This is a genomic window from Azoarcus sp. DN11, assembly GCF_003628555.1.
In the GTDB taxonomy this organism is placed as follows: Bacteria; Pseudomonadota; Gammaproteobacteria; order Burkholderiales; family Rhodocyclaceae; genus Aromatoleum.
Window position 1 is genome coordinate 2,522,252 of sequence record NZ_CP021731.1, and the last position, 17,674, is coordinate 2,539,925.

Annotated in this window: 16 protein-coding genes; 15 read left to right on the forward strand and 1 reads right to left on the reverse strand. The window is 70.0% G+C overall.

The window, feature by feature from the left end; translation table 11 throughout:
• Positions 1-7 precede the first annotated feature (7 nt).
• The 6 genes from CDA09_RS11530 (at position 8) to folE (ending at position 5,703) form a co-directional block, all read left to right on the forward strand.
• Positions 8-838 carry a formylmethanofuran dehydrogenase subunit C gene (locus CDA09_RS11530; RefSeq protein WP_286164091.1) on the forward strand — a complete coding sequence of 277 codons (831 nt, stop codon included), beginning with the start codon at positions 8-10 and terminating at the stop codon, positions 836-838.
• 104 nt (positions 839-942) lie between these two features.
• Entirely contained in the window at positions 943-1,473 is a 531-nt protein-coding gene (gene fae / locus CDA09_RS11535; protein ID WP_121428763.1) for a formaldehyde-activating enzyme, read from the forward strand.
• A gap of 138 nt (positions 1,474-1,611) precedes the next feature.
• A complete protein-coding gene (gene pabB / locus CDA09_RS11540; RefSeq protein ID WP_121428765.1) occupies positions 1,612-2,958 on the forward strand; it encodes an aminodeoxychorismate synthase component I in 1,347 nt (448 codons plus the stop codon).
• Complete coding sequence (locus CDA09_RS11545; RefSeq protein ID WP_286164092.1) at positions 2,955-3,668, forward strand: HAD family hydrolase; 714 nt, start codon at positions 2,955-2,957, stop codon at positions 3,666-3,668. Before pabB ends, CDA09_RS11545 begins: the two co-directional genes overlap by 4 nt.
• A gap of 36 nt (positions 3,669-3,704) precedes the next feature.
• Complete coding sequence (locus CDA09_RS11550) at positions 3,705-4,949, forward strand: alanine racemase (protein ID WP_121428766.1); 1,245 nt, start codon at positions 3,705-3,707, stop codon at positions 4,947-4,949.
• A 16-nt stretch (positions 4,950-4,965) separates the two neighbouring features.
• Positions 4,966-5,703, forward strand: a complete 738-nt coding sequence (folE, locus tag CDA09_RS11555; RefSeq protein ID WP_286164093.1) for a GTP cyclohydrolase I FolE — start codon at positions 4,966-4,968, stop codon at positions 5,701-5,703.
• Between the two features lie 64 nt (positions 5,704-5,767).
• Here folE and CDA09_RS11560 read toward each other — a convergent pair whose 3' ends face one another.
• Positions 5,768-6,688 (reverse strand): LysR family transcriptional regulator, encoded by a 921-nt coding sequence (locus CDA09_RS11560; protein ID WP_121428768.1) that lies wholly within the window; start codon positions 6,686-6,688, stop codon positions 5,768-5,770.
• Positions 6,689-6,797: 109 nt separating this feature from the next.
• Here CDA09_RS11560 and CDA09_RS11565 point away from each other — a divergent pair, with 109 nt between their 5' ends.
• From CDA09_RS11565 to fba, 9 genes are all read left to right on the forward strand, one after another.
• Positions 6,798-8,264: a form I ribulose bisphosphate carboxylase large subunit gene (locus CDA09_RS11565; RefSeq protein WP_121428770.1), complete on the forward strand. Its 1,467-nt coding sequence runs from the start codon at positions 6,798-6,800 to the stop codon at positions 8,262-8,264.
• Positions 8,265-8,296: 32 nt separating this feature from the next.
• The gene (locus CDA09_RS11570; protein ID WP_121428772.1) at positions 8,297-8,722 is read left to right on the forward strand and encodes a ribulose bisphosphate carboxylase small subunit; all 426 of its coding nucleotides are present in this window, start codon (positions 8,297-8,299) and stop codon (positions 8,720-8,722) included.
• A 62-nt stretch (positions 8,723-8,784) separates the two neighbouring features.
• Positions 8,785-9,771 (forward strand): CbbX protein, encoded by a 987-nt coding sequence (gene cbbX / locus CDA09_RS11575; protein ID WP_286164094.1) that lies wholly within the window; start codon positions 8,785-8,787, stop codon positions 9,769-9,771.
• Positions 9,772-9,788: 17 nt separating this feature from the next.
• Positions 9,789-10,862, forward strand: a complete 1,074-nt coding sequence (locus CDA09_RS11580; RefSeq protein ID WP_121428774.1) for a class 1 fructose-bisphosphatase — start codon at positions 9,789-9,791, stop codon at positions 10,860-10,862.
• 25 nt (positions 10,863-10,887) lie between these two features.
• Complete coding sequence (locus CDA09_RS11585) at positions 10,888-11,763, forward strand: phosphoribulokinase (RefSeq protein WP_121428776.1); 876 nt, start codon at positions 10,888-10,890, stop codon at positions 11,761-11,763.
• A gap of 180 nt (positions 11,764-11,943) precedes the next feature.
• Positions 11,944-13,995: a transketolase gene (gene tkt, locus CDA09_RS11590; RefSeq protein WP_121430837.1), complete on the forward strand. Its 2,052-nt coding sequence runs from the start codon at positions 11,944-11,946 to the stop codon at positions 13,993-13,995.
• 220 nt (positions 13,996-14,215) lie between these two features.
• Positions 14,216-15,229: a type I glyceraldehyde-3-phosphate dehydrogenase gene (gene gap, locus CDA09_RS11595; RefSeq protein WP_121428777.1), complete on the forward strand. Its 1,014-nt coding sequence runs from the start codon at positions 14,216-14,218 to the stop codon at positions 15,227-15,229.
• 121 nt (positions 15,230-15,350) lie between these two features.
• Entirely contained in the window at positions 15,351-16,556 is a 1,206-nt protein-coding gene (locus CDA09_RS11600) for a phosphoglycerate kinase (RefSeq protein WP_286164488.1), read from the forward strand.
• A gap of 44 nt (positions 16,557-16,600) precedes the next feature.
• Positions 16,601-17,638, forward strand: a complete 1,038-nt coding sequence (gene fba / locus CDA09_RS11605) for a class II fructose-bisphosphate aldolase (RefSeq protein ID WP_121428779.1) — start codon at positions 16,601-16,603, stop codon at positions 17,636-17,638.
• Positions 17,639-17,674: the final 36 nt, after the last annotated feature.

Consider the following 17,674-nt stretch of genomic DNA (forward strand, 5'->3'; position numbering starts at 1 on the left):
CAATCGAGTGAATACGAGCATAGTCCCGGCCTTCCGCCTGCGGCTCCGCACACAACCCGCGTTGCGGCTGGATCTGTCGGGATTCGTGCCGCAGGCACTGGACCGCGAGACGCCGTCGGGTGTCGCACGCCGGACGCTGTGGCACGGCAACGTGCAGGTGCCAATCGGCGAATTCTTCGACGTCGAAGCGATGGCCGCCGATGGCCCCGAACTCGTCTTCGAAGGCGATCTGTCGCGCTGCGACGGGCTCGGCCGCGGGCTCGACGGCGGGCGAATCCGTGTCGAAGGCGATGTCGGGGACTACGTCGGCGCCGGGATGCGGGCCGGCGAGATCGTCGTTACCGGCAGCGCCGGCATGCTCGCCGCGTGCGAGATGGCGGGCGGGCGGCTGGAGGTCGGCGGCGACGTCGGCGACTACGCGGCCAGCGCGCTGCCCGGCGACATGGACGGCATGCGCGGCGGCCTCTTCATCGTGCGCGGCAAGGCCGGCGCGCGCTTTGGCGACCGCATGCGGCGCGGTACCGCAGTCGTGTTCGGCGACGCGGGCGACTTCCTCGCGTCGCGGCTGGTGGCCGGCACGATCACGGTCGCGGGCGCGGTCGGCGCACATTGCGGTTACGGCATGCGCCGCGGCACGCTGATCTTCGCCGGCCCGCAGCCCGAGCCGCCGCCGACCTTCGTGCCGACGGGCCACGACGTGCAGGTGATCTGGACGCTGCTCGCGCGGAGCCTGGCGGTGCACGGCGGCCCGTTCGCCGCGCTCGCGGCCGGCCGACCGCGGCGCTTCGTCGGCGATCTCGCCGCCGACGGCAAGGGGGAATGGCTGCTGCCGGCCTGAGCCGGCGGCGGTGAGTTCTCCCGCCTACCGAGCCGGTCGCCACGGCGGCCGGCCGCCCCCAACCCCGATCTCATACCCAACCTCATCCCATCCCTGGAGCACTCATGAGCGACTACACCTTTCACGCCGGCGAGGCGACCGTACTGGCGGCCGACGGCCAATACACCGACGCGATGCCGGAGATCCTGATCGGCCGCACCGACGGCCCGGTCGGCCAGGCCTTCGCGAACCTTATGGCGCAGAGCAAGGGCCACACCGCGATGTTCGCGATCCGCGCGTGCAACCAGCTGGTGCGGCCGGCGACGATGCTCGTTCCGAAAGTCACCTTGAAGGACAGCGCCAACATCGAGCTCTTCGGCGGCGTCGTGCAATCGGCAACTGCCGATGCCGTCGTCGACTGCCTGATCGAAGGCGTGATCCCGAAGGCCGAGGCGAACCGCCTGTGCATCATCAGCCTGGTGTGGATCGACCCGCGCTGCGCGACGCACGCCGAGCTCGACAAGAAGGACATGTACCGCACGAACTACGAGGCGACGAAGCTCGCGATCCGCCGCGCGCTCGCCAACGAGCCGACGGTCGACGAGCTGATCGCCAATCGCCACACGATCCGCCACGACATGGACGACTGGAGCTGACGGCCGGCGCCGGCCGCCCGCCGACCCGGTCGGTCGGATTCGAGCGCAGCGAGGCATGAGAGCGTCGGCCCTGATAACGCCGACTGTCGGCCTCGCTGGCAAAGTCGTCTTCAACACAACCCGCGCAGGAGGACCCCCATGGCCTGCTTTGCCTTGCTCGACGACTGTAACGCCACCGCCGCGTATCCGACGAGCCGGCTGTACACCGGCTTCGTGCGCGAGCACCGCTGCGACGACCCCGCGACGCTCGAAGCCGTCTGGAGCGGTGTTGAGCGCGATCTGCGCGCGGGCGGCCATGCGGTCGTGCTTGCCGACTACGAATGGGGCGCGCGCCTGCACGGTGTCGACACGCGCGCCGCCGCGGAGGGCGGGGCGCTGCGCGTGCTGATCTTCGCGCGGCTCGCGCAGTTGTCGGCCGACGAGGTCGACGCCTGGCTGCTCGCGCAGGATGCCGACGAGCGCGCCGGTTACCCGTACGACGGCGCGCATCGCGCCCCCGCGGCTATCCTCGCGCCGCGTGCGAGCGTCGACCGCAAGGCCTTCGACGACGCGATCGCGCGCATCCACCACGCGATCGGCGAGGGCGAAACCTACCAGGTCAACTACACTTACCGGCTCGATTTCGACGTGTTCGGTTCGCCGGTGTCGCTGTACCGGCGCCTGCGCGGGCGGCAGCCGGTGGCCTACGGCGCGTTCATCGCGCTGCCCGCGGGACCGGGGCCGAGCCACGTGCTGTCGTGCTCGCCGGAACTCTTCCTGCGCCATCACGACGGACGTCTCGTCACGCGGCCGATGAAGGGCACGTCGCGGCGCGCACCGGACGTCGAGGGCGACAGCGAGCTCGCGCGCATGCTCGAAGGGGACGTCAAGAACCGCGCCGAGAACCTGATGATCGTCGACCTCTTGAGGAACGACCTCGGCCGCATCGCGAAGGTCGGCAGCGTGCGCGTGCCGGCGCTGTTCTCGATCGAGCCGTATTCGACGGTGTTCCAGATGACCTCGACGGTGGAGGCGGACCTGCCCGACGAGGTCGGCTTCCCGGCCATCCTGCGCGCGCTCTTCCCCTGCGGCTCGATCACCGGCGCGCCCAAGCACCGCACGATGCAGCTGATCGGCGAGCTCGAGGGCACCCCGCGCGGCCTCTATACCGGCAGCATCGGCTGGATCGACGCGCCGGGATCGGGGCGGTCGGGGGCAGCGTGCGGCGACTTCTGCCTGTCGGTCGCGATCCGCACGCTGACGCTCGACGCCGCGCACGGCAAGCTGCAGCGCGGCCGGATGGGGGTCGGCGCGGGGATCGTCATCGACAGCACCGCGGCGGAGGAATTCGAGGAATGCGCGCTGAAGGCGCGGTTCCTGACGGGACTCGTCGCCGACGAAGGCGACGCGGTGCCGCCGCGTGAGGCGCGCGCGCCCGCAGACATCGTGGCGCAGGCGGCGATGCGTGCGGACACGGTACCGCGCGGCGCGGCGGGCGGGGTATGACGCCGATGGCTGCGCGGGCGCGGGCGCTTGCGGCGACGCCGCGCTGCATCGCGCTGTTCGATCTCGACCTGACGCTCATCTCCTACGACAGCGGGATGGCTTTCCTGCGCTTTCTCGTCGACCGCGGTGCGTTCGAGGCCGACGTTCCCGAGCGCTACCTCGACGCCTGCCAGCAGTATGTGCGCGGCGAGCTGCCGGTGGCCCGGCTGCATGCGATCGCAATGGCGCCGCTGGCGCGCTTTTCGGTGGCCGAAGGCGACGCGCTGGCCGCCGCGTTCGGTGCGCAGATCGCCGTGACGATTCCGCAAGCGGCGCGCGCGCTCGTGGCCGCGCATCGGGAGCGGGGCGACCTGTGCGCCCTGGTGACCGCGACCAACGATGTCGTCGCAACGCCGTTCGCGCGCGAGTTCGGGCTGGACCAGTTGCTGTCGAGCCGCGCCGAGATCCGGGACGGCCGGTACACCGGCGCGGTCGAGGGCGAGTTGTGCCACGGCGCTGCGAAGGTCGCGCGCGTCGAACAATGGCTCGCCGAGAACGGACTCGCCTGGCCGGGGCTTGCGCACTCGGTGTTCTATTCGGATTCGGCGAGTGACCTGCCGCTGCTCGAACGCGTCGCCGAAGCCGTCGTCGTCCGCCCGGATCCGCGCTTGCGCGCCGAGGCTGAAAAGCGCGGCTGGCGCATCGTCGAGGCGCTGGCCGATGAGCGCTAACGGACAGGACTCGGCCAATCGCGACGGAGTGGGGCGATGACCGGTCTCCTCACGACGCTGCAGCGCCGCTGGCAGCTCCCTGACGGGCGCGGCACGGCCGCACTCCAGGAGTTCGCACGGCATCACGGCACGCCGCTGTACCTGTACTCGGCGCCGCTCGTCGAGCGCAGGATCGGCGAACTGCGCGCCGAACTGCCCGCGGGGCTTGCGCTGCTGTACGCCGTGAAGGCGAACCCGCTGCCGGCGGTCGTTGCACGCATCGCGCCGCTGGTCGATGGCTGCGACGTGACGTCCGCGGCCGAGATCGCGCTCGCACGCGCGGCCGGGGTCGCCGGCGAGACGCTCAGCGTCGCCGGCCCCGGCAAGCGCGACGAGGACCTCGCCGCTGCGGTCGCCGCGGATGCGCTCGTCGTCGTCGAATCGCTGGCCGAGGCGCGACGGCTTGCGGCGCTCGCGAACGGCTGCCGGCCGCGCGTCGCACTGCGCGTGAATCCTCCGTTCAGCCTCGCCGCCGACGCGCAGATGGGCGGCGGGCCGCGCAAGTTCGGCGTCGACAGCGAGGACGCGCCGACCGTGCTCGGCGAACTCGGCCGCCTGCCGCTCGCCTTCGAAGGTTTCCACGTCTATGCGGGCTCGCGCTGCCTCGACGCGCTCGCGATCGCCGAAGCGCAGCGCGCGACCTTGAAACTTGCGTGCGAGCTCGCGTCCTTCGCGCCCGCGCCCGTGCGCGTACTGAACCTCGGCGGCGGACTGGGCATTCCGTGCTTCCCCGGCGAGACGGCGCTCGATCTGGCGGTCGTCGGCGATGCGCTGCGCGCCTTGTCGAAAGAGGCGGCACGCCGGCTTCCTGGTGCCCGCCTCACGCTCGAACTCGGTCGCTATCTGGTCGGCGAGGCGGGCCTGTACCTGACGCGCGTGGTCGAACGCAAGATTTCGCGCGGCGGGACCTTCCTGATCGTCGACGGCGGCGCGCACCACCACTGGCACGCCACCGGCGCGCTGGAAGGGCGCCGTCACCTGCATTTCCCGATCGCCGTGGTCGGGGCAGGGCGGCGCGCGACCGAGCGCGTGACGCTGGTCGGCCCGCTGTGCGCCCCGCACGACACCTGGGCTGAGGACATCGAGCTGCCCGTGACCGGGCCGGGCGACCTCGTGGTGGTGTTCCAGTCCGGCGCCTATGGCGCGAGCGCGAGCCCGCAAGCCTTTCTCGGCCGGCCGCCGGCCGCCGAGCTTCTGGTCGACCGGGCAGCATGGCTGTCCGACCCGCCCCCCCGAACGTAGCCGCAGGAGACTGAACATGCTTGACGAACACGATCGCGACGGCGCCGGGGCGCAGAGTCGATCCACCAATACTGCGCGTGGGAAGCCGCGCGCGCCGAAGGCTTTGAAGGCCGCGAAACCGGAGACGTCGACCCCGTCCGCCAAGTCGCGCAACGCTGCCTCCCGCCCGACCCGCAAGGAAGCTGAAGCCGCCGTGCGCACGCTGCTGCGCTGGGCCGGCGACGATCCGGCGCGCGAGGGCTTGCGCGACACCCCGGCGCGCGTCGTGCGGGCCTACGAGGAGTTCTTCGCCGGCTACCGCACCGATCCGGCGGAACTGCTCGCGCGCACCTTCGAGGAGGTCGAGGGCTACGACGAGATGATCGTGCTGCGCGACATCCGTTTCGAGAGCTATTGCGAGCATCACATGGTGCCGATCATCGGCCGCGCGCACGTCGCCTACCTGCCGCGCCACCGCGTCGTCGGCATCTCCAAGCTCGCGCGCCTGGTCGACGCCTATGCGAAGCGGCTGCAGATCCAGGAGAAGATGACGGTGCAGATCGCCGACACGCTGCAGGCGGTGCTACAGCCGAAAGGGGTCGCGGTAGTGATCGAGGCGGCGCACCAGTGCATGACGACGCGCGGCGTGCACAAGCCGGGGGTGGCGATGGTCACCAGCCGGATGCTCGGCGCCTTCCGCGACGATGCGACGACGCGCCGCGAATTCTTCGCTCTCGTCGGCGGTGGCGGGGCGCAGGCGCCCACTCATGGCTGATCCGGGCGGCGCACGCGGCGGGCGGCCGGAGCGCCGCGCGCTGCGGGGTTGCGCCGATGAAGGGTCAGGCCGCGAGCGCGCGCAGCCGCTCGGCGCCTTCCGCCTGGAAATAGTCGAGCAGCGCCACCATTGCCGGCGTCGGCGCGCGGCCCTCGGGCACGAGCACGTTCCACTCGCGCATCACCGGCGTGCCGAGCACGGGGAGCCGCACGATGCGGCCGGCGGCGAGCTCCATCGCGAAGCACTGGTGCGACAGGAACGCGATCCCCATGCCCGCCATCGCCGCCTGCTTGAGCGTCTCGTTGCTGCCCAGCTCGTCGGCGCGCACCGCCTTGACATGGGCCGCGCGCAGGAAGCGTTCGAGGTTCGCGCGCGTGCCCGAGCCCTGTTCGCGCAGCAGCAGCCGCTCGCCGGCGAGTGCGCTGGGCGGGATGCGCGCGCGGCCGGCGAGCGGGTGATCGGGCGCGGCGACGAAGGACAGCGGATGCGGCGCGAACGGGATGCGGCGCAGCGGCAGGCCGCTCGGCGGCTCGCCGGTGATCGCGAGGTCGGCGCGCTGGTCGCGCAGCAGCCGGTGCACGACCTCGCGGTTCGCGACCGTCAGGCGGAAGCCGACGTCCGGGTAGCGCCGGCCGAATTCGGCCAAGAGATAGGGCACGAAATACTCCGACGTGGTGATCGCCGCGACCTCGATCGTGCCCGCCGGCATGTCGCGCTGCGCCTTCAGCTGCAGCTCGGCCATTTCTATGGATTCGAGCGCGACGCGCGCCTGGCGCACGAGGATCTCGCCGGCCGCGGTCAGGTGGATCTGGCGCCGGCCGTCGACCAGCACCTCGCCGGTGATCTCCTCGAGCTCCTTCAGCTGCATCGACACCGCCGGCTGCGTGACGTGCAGCAGATGCGCGGCGGCGGTGAAGCTGCCGGAGTCGGCGACGGCGACCAGCGCGCGCAGCTGGCGCATGCTCAAGCGTTGAACGAGTCGCATCAGGAATCCTTATTTCAAACCCACTGATTATTCGATTGGAGCTTATTCATCGTAATCCGTATTGTCCAGATACCGGCAACGGAAACAGACACGACAAGGAGACGACGACATGGGCGCACCGGAAACCGCCGAAGCCATCCTCGACCCGAAGAAGCGCTATCGGGCGGGCGTGCTGAAGTACGCGCAGATGGGCTATTGGGACGGCGATTACCAGCCGAAGGAAACCGACGTGCTGGCGCTGTTCCGCATCACGCCGCAGGAAGGCGTCGATCCGATCGAGGCCGCGGCGGCGGTGGCCGGCGAATCGTCGACCGCCACCTGGACCGTCGTCTGGACCGACCGCCTGACCGCGTGCGACCGCTACCGCGCCAAGGCTTACCGCGTCGACCCGGTGCCGGGGCAGCCCGGCCAGTACTTCTGCTACGTCGCCTACGAGCTCGACCTCTTCGAGGAAGGCTCGATCGCGAACCTCACCGCGTCGATCATCGGCAACGTCTTCAGCTTCAAGCCGATCAAGGCCGCGCGCCTCGAAGACATGCGCCTGCCGGTCGCCTACGTGAAGACCTTCCGCGGCCCCCCGACCGGCATCGTGGTCGAGCGCGAGCGGCTCAACTGCTTCGGCCGGCCGCTGCTCGGCGCGACGACCAAGCCCAAGCTGGGGCTCTCGGGCAAGAACTACGGCCGCGTCGTGTATGAGGCGCTGCTCGGCGGCCTCGACTTCACCAAGGACGACGAGAACATCAACTCGCAGCCCTTCATGCACTGGCGCGACCGCTTCCTGTACGTGATGGAAGGCGTCCAGCGCGCCGCCGCCGGCACCGGCGAGATCAAGGGGCATTACCTCAACGTCACCGCCGGCACGATGGAGGAGATGTACAAGCGCGCCGAATTCGCGAAGGAACTGGGCTCGACGATCATCATGGTCGACCTGATCATCGGCTGGACCGCGATCCAGTCGATGAGCAACTGGGCGCGCGCGAACGACATGATCCTGCACATGCACCGCGCGGGCCACGGCACCTACACGCGGCAGAAGAACCACGGCATCTCGTTCCGCGTGATCGCCAAGTGGCTGCGGCTCGCCGGCGTCGATCACCTGCACGCGGGCACCGCGGTCGGCAAGCTCGAAGGCGACCCGATGACGGTGCAGGGTTACTACAACGTGTGCCGCGAGATGAAGAACGAGGTCGACCTCGCACGCGGGATCTTCTTCGAGCAGGACTGGGCAAGCATCCGCCGCGTGATGCCGGTCGCCTCGGGCGGCATCCACGCGGGCCAGATGCACCAGCTGATCTCGCTGTTCGGCGACGACGTCGTGCTGCAGTTCGGCGGCGGCACCATCGGCCATCCGATGGGCATCCAGGCAGGCGCCACCGCGAACCGCGTCGCGCTCGAAGCGATGGTGCTCGCGCGCAACGAGGGGCGCGACATCGCCAACGAGGGGCCCGAGATCCTCAAGGACGCCGCGCGCCAGTGCACGCCACTGCGTGCCGCGCTCGATACCTGGGGCGAGGTGACCTTCAACTACACCTCGACCGACACGTCCGACTTCGTCGCGACGCCGACCGCCGCCTGATCCGCCCCGACCCCAGATCCAGGAGAGATGACATGAGAATCACCCAAGGCGCCTTTTCCTTCCTGCCCGACCTCACCGACGCGCAGATCTCCGCGCAGGTCGAGTACTGCCTGGTGCAGGGTTGGGCGGTCAGCATCGAATACACCGACGACCCGCACCCGCGCAACACCTACTGGTCGATGTGGGGCCACCCGATGTTCGACCTCGTCGATCCCGCCGGCGTCATGAGCGAGCTCGCCGAATGCCGCGCGACCTGGCCCGACCGCTACATCCGCATCAACGCGTTCGACTCCATGCATGGCTGGGAAACGATGCGCATGTCGTTCCTCGTCAATCGGCCGGCGCACGAGCCCGGCTTCCGCCTCGTGCGCCAGGAAGGCGAAGGGCGCGTCGTGCGCTACACGCTCGAAAGCTACGCCGTCGTGCGCGCGCCCGAAGGAGAACGCTACACCGCCTGACGCCTGCAGGAACGCGCCCCATCGACGGCGCGCCGCACCCCCGCCCACGAGGAGACACCACGATGAACGCCGTCGATCGGCAGGCCGCGGGCCTGCCTTCCGCATCGCCCGACACCGCGCGCCGCGCCGAGACGGACGCGCCGTCCGGCACCGTCGACCTCGCAGCCGAGTACCGCGAGGCCGGCGTCGGCGAGGTGCTCGACGAGCTCGACCGCGAGCTGGTCGGCCTCGTGCCGGTGAAGCGCCGCGTGCGCGAGATCGCGGCGCTGCTGCTGGTCGACCGCGCGCGCCGCCGCATCGGCCTCGCGACCGAGGCGCCGTCGCTGCACATGAGCTTCACCGGCAACCCCGGCACCGGCAAGACTACCGTCGCGCTGCGCATCGCGCAGATCCTGCAGCGGCTCGGCTACGTGCGCCGCGGGCACGTCGTCGCGGTGACGCGCGACGACCTCGTCGGCCAGTACATCGGCCACACCGCGCCCAAGACCAAGGAAGTGCTGAAGCGCGCGATGGGCGGGGTGCTCTTCATCGACGAGGCCTACTACCTGTACCGCCCCGAGAACGAAAAGGACTACGGCCAGGAGGCGATCGAGATCCTGCTGCAGGTGATGGAGAACCAGCGCGACGACCTCGTCGTGGTGCTCGCCGGCTACGGCGACCGCATGGAACGCTTCTTCGAATCGAACCCCGGCCTGAAATCGCGCATCGCGCACCACATCGATTTCCCCGACTACTCCGACGGCGAGCTCGGCGACATCGCCGGGAAGATGCTCGCGCGTTGGAACTATCGCTTCGACGACGCGGCGCGGCGCGCCTTCGACGAATACATCGTGCTGCGTCGCCGCCAGCCGCATTTCGCGAACGCCCGCAGCGTGCGCAACGCCCTCGACCGCATGCGTCTGCGCCAGGCGCTGCGCCTCTTCGAGGCGGGCGCGACCGTCGATGCCGCGGCGCTGACGACGCTGACCGAGGCCGACGTGCGCAGCAGCCGCCATTTCCGGCCCGCCACCGCGCCCACCGAACGCATCGCCGAACGCACCGAATTCTGACCCAGGGGAACGCCGCCATGTTCGACATCGAACGCACGACACTGACCGAATACCTGATCGCCCAGCGCCGCCTGCATCCGGGCGCGACCGGCGAGTTCAACGCACTGATCCTGCAGGTGGCGCAGGCCTGCAAGGCGATCTCGCGCGCCGTCGCGCAGGGCGCGCTCGCGGGCGTGCTCGGATCGCTCGACAGCGAGAACGTGCAGGGCGAGACGCAGAAGAAGCTCGACGTGCTCGCCGACCGCATCTTCCTGCGCGCAACGCACTGGGGCGACGACCTCGCCGGCATGGTGTCGGAGGAGAACGAAGCGCCGATCCCGCTGCCGGCCGGCGGCTCGCGCGGCAAGTACCTGCTGGTGTTCGATCCGCTCGACGGTTCGTCGAATATCGACGTGAACGTCGCGGTCGGTTCGATCTTCTCGGTGCTGCGTGCGCCGACGCCGGGCGAGGACGCGCGGCCCGAGGATTTCCTGCAGCCGGGGACGCGCCAGGTGGCGGCCGGCTACGCGATCTACGGGCCGTCGACGATGCTGGTGCTGACCGTCGGCGACGGCGTCGCGGGCTTCACCTTCGACCCGATCCTCGGCGAATTCTTCCTCACGCACCCGGAGATCGGCATCCCGACGACGACGCGCGAGTTCGCGATCAACGCGGCCAACTCGCGCTTCTGGGAGCCGCCGGTGCGCCGCTATGTCGACGAATGCCTCGCCGGCCGCAGCGGCCCGCGCGAATCCGATTTCAACATGCGCTGGGTGGCGTCGCTGGTCGCCGAGACGCACCGCATCCTGATGCGCGGCGGCGTGTTCCTGTACCCGCGCGACCGCAAGGACCCGGCCAAGCCCGGCCGGCTGCGCCTGCTCTACGAGTGCAACCCGATCGGCATGATCGTCGAACAGGCCGGCGGGCGCGCCTCGACCGGCGAGCGGCCGGTGCTCGACGTCGACCCGACGAGCCTGCACCAGCGCATCGGCTTCGTGTTCGGCTCGCGCGAGGAGGTCGAGCGCATCGAGCGCTACCACCGCGAGCCTGCGCCGCAGCCCGAGAGCGACTTGCCGCTGTTCCACGCGCGGAGCCTGTTCCGGCAGAACTGATTTCTCAAACGCCAAGGGGGACATCATGTCCGAACGCCACCCAATCGTCGCCATCACCGGCTCGTCAGGAGCCGGAACGAGCACCGTGCAGCGTACTTTCGAGGAGATCTTCCGCCGCGAGAAGGTCACCGCGGCCGTCGTCGAGGGCGACAGTTTCCACGCATTCGACCGCCTGGAGATGCGCAAGCGTCTCGCCGAGCTGGAAGGCGTGCCGAACAACCATTTCAGCCACTTCGGCGAGGAGGCGAACCTGTTCGCCGAGCTGGAGCAGTTATTCCGCAGCTATGCCGAATCCGGCCGCGGCATGCGGCGCAAGTACCTGCACAGCGCCGAGGAGGCCGAGCCCTACGGCCAGCCCGCTGGCACCTTCACCGCGTGGGAGGAGATCCCGGCGGGCTGCGATCTGTTGTTCTACGAGGGGCTGCACGGCGCGGTGGTCACCGACAGGGTGGATGTCGCGCGTTTTCCCGATCTGCTGATCGGCGTGGTGCCGGTGATCAACCTGGAATGGATCCAGAAGCTGCACCGCGACAAGAGCACGCGCGGCTATTCGACCGAGGCGGTGACCGACACGATCCTGCGCCGGATGCACGATTACGTGCATTACATCTGCCCGCAGTTCGCGCGCACGCACGTGAATTTCCAGCGTGTGCCGATGGTGGATACGTCGAACCCGTTCATCGCGCGCGCGGTGCCGACGGCCGACGAGAGCATGGTGGTGATCCGCTTCGCGGATCCGAAGGGGATCGATTTCGCGTACCTGCTGAACATGATCCACGGCAGCTTCATGAGCCGCGCGAACACCATCGTCGTGCCCGGCGGAAAGATGGAGTTGGCGATGCAGCTGATTTTCACGCCGTTCATCTGGAGGCTGGTGGAGCGCAGGAGGAAGGTGCTGTGAGGGCGGGGGTTTTTGTGCCTTCGATGCGTGACGCCCGGGGTATTTGTTCCGCCGGCTGCGGAACTCGCCCTGCGGGCTCAGACAGTCCTCGCCGGCTCCACAAACACCCCGGACGTCACTCGCGCTGTGCCGGTTCCGACCGCGCCTGATCAATCCCCCTCTGGAGATCCGCCCGTGAACATGAGACTCGAATCGCCAGCCCTCGACCCAGCAACCCTCGACGCCCAGTGTGCAAACGCGCTGCGTTTTCTCGCGATCGACGCGGTCGAGCAGGCCAATTCCGGCCACCCCGGTATGCCGATGGGCATGGCGGAAATCGCCGTCGCGCTGTGGCGCCGCCACCTGTGCCATGACCCGGCCGACCCGCAGTGGCCCGACCGCGATCGCTTCGTGCTGTCGAATGGTCATGGCTCGATGCTGTTGTATGCGCTGCTGCACCTGACCGGCTACGACCTGCCACTCGACGAGTTGAAGCGCTTTCGCCAGTTGCACTCGAAGACCCCGGGCCACCCCGAGCACGGACTGACGCCCGGTGTCGAGACGACGACCGGCCCGCTCGGCCAGGGTCTGACCAACGCCGTCGGCATGGCGCTGGCCGAGAAGCTGCTGGCGCACACCTTCAACCGGCCCGGGCATGACATCGTCGACCACCGCACCTGGGTGTTTCTCGGCGACGGCTGCCTGATGGAGGGCGTGAGCCACGAGGCGGCGTCGTTCGCAGGTGTGCAGCGGCTGTCGAAGCTCGTCGCGTTGTGGGACGACAACCGCATCTCGATCGACGGCGACGTCGGCGGCTGGTTCGGCGACGATACGCCGCAGCGCTTCCGCGCCTACGGCTGGAACGTGATCGAGGGCGTCGATGGGCACGACGTCGAGGCGGTCGACCGTGCGATCCGCGAGGCACTCGCGAACGCCGAGAACGACGTCGGTCCGACGCTGATCTGCTGCCGCACGACGATCGGCCACGGCAGCCCGGCGCGTGCCGGTACCGCCGCGGTGCACGGTGCGCCGCTGGGCAGGGACGAAGTCGCCGCGACGCGTGCCGCGCTCGGCTGGCCACATGCGCCGTTCGATGTGCCGGCCGAGGTGCGCGCTGCCTTCGACGCCCGCGACGCCGGGGCGGCGCGGCACGGTGAATGGAACGCGCGCTTCGCCGCCTACCGCGCGCAATGGCCCGATGCGGCGAAGGAGTTCGAGCGCCGGGTCGCGGGCGATCTGCCGGCGGACTTCGCGGCGCAGGCCGACGCGTTCCTCGCCGAGGTGCAGGGCGAGCGCCCCAAGGTCGCGACGCGCAAGGCGAGCCAGCAGGCCATCGGGCGGCTCGCGCAGGCACTGCCCGAGTTGCTCGGCGGTTCGGCGGATCTGACGCATTCCAACCTCACCGACTGGTCGGGCTGCGGCGCGGTGCGCGCGGACGCGGGCGGGCGCCACATCAACTGGGGCGTGCGCGAGTTCGGCATGGCCGCGGCGCTCAACGGCGTCGCGCTGCACGGCGGCTTCGTGCCCTTCGGCGCGACCTTCCTGGTGTTCTCGGACTATGCGCGCAACGCGATCCGCATGAGCGCGCTGCTTCGGCAGCGGGTCGTGCATGTAATGACGCACGACTCGATCGGTCTCGGCGAGGACGGCCCGACGCACCAGCCGGTCGAGCATATCCCGTCGCTGCGCCTGATCCCGGGGCTCGACGTGTGGCGTCCGTGCGACGCTGCCGAAACACAGGCCGCGTGGAATGCGGCGGTGATGCGCGCGGACGGCCCTAGCCTGCTCGCGCTGTCGCGCCAGAACCTGCCGAACCAGGCGCGCAGCGCCGGTCAGCTCGCGGCGATCGCGCGCGGCGGCTATGTGCTCGCGGAAGCTCAGAACGGCAAGCCGGCCGTCGTGCTGATCGCGACCGGCTCCGAAGTCGAGCTGGCGATGGCCGCCCGCACGCGCCTCGCCGCCGACGGCATCCATGCACGGGTCGTGTCGATGCCCTGCACGAGCCGCTTCGACGCGCAGGACGCCGACTGGCGCGACGCGGTGCTGCCGCCGGGCGTGCCGCGCGTCGCGGTCGAGGCGGCCCGGCCCGACGGCTGGTGGAAATACGTCGCCGGCCGCGATGGACGCACCCGCGGCGATGTCGTCGGCATCGAGCGCTTCGGCGAATCGGCCCCGGCGGGCGAGCTCGCAGCGCTCTTCGGGCTGACGCCGGAGCGCGTTGCCGACGCCGCGAGGCGGCTGGTCGCGGGGTGAGCCGAACGGCCCGGCTGTGATGTAGGGCGGGCAAGTAATTAGGTGATGTCAGGTTAGTGGGACACGGCCCCCTCCCCTTCAAGGGGAGGGTTGGGGTGGGGATGGGTTAAACAAACGCCGCCGAAACCCATCCCCCTCCTAGCCTCCCCCTTGAAGGGGGAGGAACGAGGAGCCCGCCCTACGCCCTTAAGGAATTCGTAACACCATCGAGGAGACCGCATTGACCATCCGAGTCGCAATCAATGGCTACGGCCGCATCGGGCGCAACGTGCTGCGCGCCCATTACGAAGGAGGGCGACGCCACCCGATCAGCATCGTCGCGGTGAATGCGCCGCGCGGCACGCCCGAGGCGAACGCCCACCTGACGCGCTACGACAGCCTGCAGGGCCCGTTCCCGCACGCGATCGACGTGGACGGCGACAACTGGATCGTCGGCGGCGACCGCATCCGCGTCATCAGCGAGCGCGACCCGGCGAAGCTGCCGTGGCGCGAGATGGGTATCGACGTCGTACTCGAATGCACCGGCCGCTTCCGCTCGAAGGCGGCCGCTCAGCCACACCTCGACGCTGGTGCGGGCAAGGTGCTGATCTCAGCGCCGGGCGGCACCGATGTCGACGCGACCGTCGTGTATGGCGTCAATCACGGCACGCTGCAGCGCGGGCATCGCGTGGTGTCGAATGCGAGCTGCACGACCAACTGCCTCGCGCCCATCGTCTACGCGCTGCATCGCCCGCTCGGCATCGTGCGCGGAAAGATGACGACCGTGCATTCCTACACCAACGACCAGGTGCTGCTCGACGTCTATCACGAGGACGCGCGCCGCGCCCGCAGCGCCACGCAGTCGATGATTCCGACCAAGACCGGCGCCGCCGCCGCGGTCGGCCTCGTGCTGCCCGAGCTCGCGGGCCGGCTCGACGGCTATGCGATCCGTGTGCCGACGCCCAACGTGTCCTTCACCGACTTCACTTTCGTCGCAGAGCGCGAGACCACGAAGAACGAGGTGAACAACCTCGTCCGCGAAGCCGCGCACGGCGCGCTGAAGGGGATTCTCGCGGTCAACGACCTGCCGCTGGTGTCCTGCGACTTCAACCACAACCCGCATTCGAGCATCTTCGACGCCACGCTGACGCGGGTCGATCACGACCTCGTCACCGTCACCGCGTGGTACGACAACGAGTGGGGCTTCTCGCTCCGCATGCTCGATACGACGGTCGCGATGATGGAGGCCGACTGACATGCTGATGAACGAGTCCTCGAACTTGCGCTGTCCGTCGCTCTCCGCCTGGCCGGCCGCCGCGCGTGACACGGCCTTGCGCGCCCGCGACGATTTCCTGCGGCTCGAACAGGTGCCGCTGATGGGGCGCCGCGTGTTCATCCGCGCCGACTTCAACGTGCCGCTCACGCCGGACGGCCGCGTCGCCGACGACACGCGCATCCGCGCGACGCTGCCCGGCATCCGCCAGTGCCTCGCCGCCGGCGCGACGGTCGCGATCGCCTCGCATCTGGGGCGGCCGAAGGAGGGCGCGCTCGGGCCCACCGAATCGCTCGCGCCGGTCGCCGACTGTCTGTCGCGGCTGCTCGGCCGGCCCGTGCCGCTCATCCGGGAGTGGACCGACGGCCGCTTCGCGATGCGCGCCGGCGAGCTCGTGCTGCTCGAGAACTGCCGCGGCAACGCCGGCGAGAAGGCCGACGACCCCGCGCTCGCGGCGCGCATCGCGAGCTGGATCGACGTCTATGTGAACGAAGCCTTCGGCACCGCGCATCGCAAGGAATGCACGTTGCACGCGCTCGCGCTGGCCGCGCCGGTTGCCTGCGCCGGTCCGCTGCTCGCGGCGGAACTCGACGCACTCGGGCGCGCGCTCACGCAGCCCGAACGTCCGCTGGTCGCGATCGTCGGCGGCTCGAAGGTATCGACCAAGCTCACGATCCTCGAAAGCCTCGCCGACCAGGTCGATGCGCTCGTCGTCGGCGGCGGCATCGCGAACACCTTCCTCGCGGCGCGCGGGCTCGCGGTCGGCACCTCGCTGCACGAGCCCGATCTCCTCGATGCCGCGCGCGCCGTCGAACTGCGCCTCGCGGCGCGCGGCGCGCGACTGTGGCTGCCCGAGGACGTCGTCGTCGCGGACCGCTTCAGCGCCGACGCGCGCGTCGCGGTGCGGTCGGCCGATGACGTTCAGCCCGGCGAGATGATTCTCGACATCGGCCCACGCGCGCAGGCGGGCCTCGCCGACGAGCTCGCCAATGCCGGCACGATCGTCTGGAACGGCCCGGTCGGCGTGTTCGAGCTCGCGCCCTTCGCGGCGGGCACGCAAGCGCTGGCGGCGGCAGTCGCCGCGAGCCGCGGGTATTCGATCGCCGGCGGCGGCGATACGCTCGCCGCGATTGCCGCCTTCGGCATCGGCGCGCGCATCGACTACATCTCCACCGGTGGCGGCGCCTTCCTCGAGTTCCTCGAAGGGCGCGAGCTGCCCGCGGTGGCCGCGCTGCGCGCCCGCGCGCACCTGAACAGCCGCCGCATCGTGCCGGTGCCGGCCTACGAGCACGAACCGGAGCCGGGCTGATCCGTTCCTCCACCACCGAATCCCCACCCTACGAGGAGACAACGATGGCAATGATCGCCCTGAGACAACTGCTCGACCACGCCGCCGAACACGGCTACGGCGTGCCCGCATTCAACATCAACAACATGGAACAGATCCAGGCCATCATGGCCGCGGCCGAGCGCACCGACAGCCCGGTGATCCTGCAGGCCTCGGCCGGCGCGCGCGGCTATGCCGGCGAGGCCTTCCTGCGCAAGATGGTCGAGGCCGCCGCCGAACAGTGGCCGGACATACCGATCTGCCTGCACCAGGATCACGGCGCGAGCCCCGCGGTGTGCCAGCAGTCGATTCGCTCCGGCTTCACCAGCGTGATGATGGATGGCTCGCTGAAGGAGGACATGAAGACGCCCGCGAACTACGACTACAACGTCGCCGTCACGCGCCGCGTGGTCGAGATGGCGCACGCGGTCGGCGTGTCGGTCGAGGGCGAGCTCGGCTGCCTCGGCTCGCTCGAGACCGGGCAGGCGGGCGAGGAGGACGGCGTCGGCGCCGAAGGCACGCTGGACCACGCGCAACTCCTCACCGACCCGGCTGAAGCGGCAGACTTCGTCGCCGCGACCGGCGTCGACGCGCTCGCGGTCGCGATCGGCACGAGCCACGGCGCCTACAAGTTCACGCGCCCGCCGACCGGCGACATCCTCGCGATCGAACGCATCGCCGAGATCCATCGTCGCATCCCCGACACCCACCTCGTGATGCACGGATCGAGCAGCGTGCCGCAGGAATGGCTCGCGATCTTCCGCGAGTTCGGCGGCGAGATCGGCGAGACCTACGGTGTCCCGGTCGAGGCGATCGTCGCCGGCATCCGCAACGGCGTGCGCAAGGTCAATATCGACACCGACCTGCGCCTGGCGATGAGCGCCGCGATCCGCCGCCTCGCGGTGAAATCGCCGGGCGAATTCGACCCGCGCAAGTTCTTCAAGGTCGCAAAAGAAGGAGCCGAGGCGATCTGCGTCGCGCGCTTCGAAGCCTTCGGCACCGCGGGCCAGGCGCCCCGCATCAAGCCCCTGCCGCTCGCGAAGATGGCCAGGCGCTACGCCTGACGGCGCGCCGTCGCCGGTCGCGAAGCGCCCCGCGGC